Here is a 1,769-nt window from a genome sequence, read left to right as displayed (position 1 = left end):
CGTGTAGCTGTCATTCACTGCAATGGGCGCATCGTTAGTTAGCTTACTATCATTATCTTTACCTCTACTGCTACTAGCAACTAAGCCTATCAGCCCTAGACCAGCTGCCGCAGGTATCCACCAAGGTAAGCCTGCTGCTGCGATATACTGAGTACCACCTAATGCTTGACCTTCCGTATCACCTATTGCTAGCTGAGTGACGTAATCATAGGTCTCGCCGGTATCAGGAATATAATAATAATATTCTCCATTCTCAGCTATTCCGAGCAGCGCGCTATCTGAGCTGTCATAGAACCCTTCTATAATAAGATCGCTATCTTGCCCTTCTTCTTCGAATGAGATATGCAAATTATTCTTTATGCGCTTAGTAATAATATGATTAGGAGCACGGCCAATAGCCGTATCGTAAAACTCATAATTAACTTTATCTACTGCAGCAATAACTGTAGGCTTGCCATCTTTTGTAATTACTTGCATTTGATCAACAGTGCTATTGGTATTATGAGTCTTAACGATAATAGTATTCATATTCTTCCCTAAAATTTTTAATTTAAATTGTGTCGCTTAAGTTACTTTTAAGTTGGTAACTTCAGTCACCAAAGGATAATAGGGCTACTAATTACGTAAGCGTTCTTCAACAATAGCGACCACACGACGATTAAGTTGTCGACCTTCCTCACTATCATTAGTTGCTCTTGGTTGCAACTCGCCATAACCAATGGCTTTTAAGCGCTCAGCTGCAATCTGAAAGCGAGTAATTAATACTTCTCTTACCGCATCGACACGTCGCTGTGATAAAGCTTGGTTGTAGCTATCACTACCACGGCTATCTGTATGACCTTCAATAGTTGTCATAGTGTTTGGATACTGCATCATAAATTCTGCCAATTCTGCCACTTTTACGTAGTACTCTGGGTTTACCACAGCTTTATCAGTCTCAAACAATACTTCAAGATCGATAGTGACTGCTTTCTCTAAAACAAGAGGTTTTGGCTGTATCATTGGAGGCGGTGTCACAGGTCTTGGAGTAGCTACAACAGGCGCTGAACAATTAGGAACTACACGGCTAATTTGATGGGATTGATAACGCTTATTAGCAAGTATTTGTGATGCATCATTCGACGTTAATTGTTTTAATGTACTTTGACCTGTTTCGTCCATCTCAACATCAAAGAAGTAAGTTTGACCACCCATGAGCTGATAAGTGTTTTTGTCGGCCAGTAAATTATTGCTTTTAAATCCAGTAGCATGGGCACTAAGCTGATTGGTACCCACGCATGAGTTGACCACAGTATAATTACCAGCTTGGAGACTGACTTGAAATCTATTGTTGACCGCAATATTGGCACTTGTTTGCTCAGGGCTATTATCGTTTTTCCGAATGAACACTAGTCGAGTATTATCATTAGCAACCTGTCTTGATAGCATCGTATTAATATCAGCATCTACTTGGTTATTCCATACAACTTTGCCAACACGTCGGCTATCTCCATCGTTATCGATAGTGCTGTTACCAGTGATAGCGCAAGCAGATATACCAAACAGAATGGTCGACAATACAACAATACTAATGTTTTTTTTGAATAGTTGTTCCATAGTAGAATCCTGAAGATAAGCTTATAGAATGATTGTTAGTTAAAAGTTCTGTGTTTCTTAGTTATATAAATCACATAAATATTTATTGTTTCGCGTTCTTTATTTAAAATTACAAAGAATATAAACTACAATATTTATACCAAAATCTCACTAAAACTTAAGTATAGAGACAA

At 38.4% G+C, this 1,769-nt stretch carries 2 protein-coding genes; both read right to left on the bottom strand.

Annotation, left to right across the window (positions count from 1 at the left end; all coding sequences use genetic code 11):
- The coding region (locus CXF61_RS11875) for a hypothetical protein (RefSeq protein ID WP_264755686.1) at positions 1–528 on the bottom strand (528 nt) is incomplete at its 3' end.
- 87 nt (positions 529–615) lie between these two features.
- A complete protein-coding gene (locus tag CXF61_RS11870; protein WP_165598334.1) occupies positions 616–1,596 on the bottom strand; it encodes an OmpA family protein in 981 nt (326 codons plus the stop codon).
- Between the last annotated feature and the right edge of the window lie 173 nt (positions 1,597–1,769).

This window comes from Psychrobacter sp. 4Dc, from assembly GCF_002836715.1.
Lineage (GTDB): Bacteria > Pseudomonadota > Gammaproteobacteria > Pseudomonadales > Moraxellaceae > Psychrobacter.
This window is presented reverse-complemented; position numbering and strand designations above follow the sequence as displayed.

Bases quoted from the DNA above. Each gene is read 5' to 3' on its own strand.
- CXF61_RS11870 (WP_165598334.1), bottom strand. From the start codon at position 1,596: ATGGAACAACTATTCAAAAAAAACATTAGTATTGTTGTATTGTCGACC.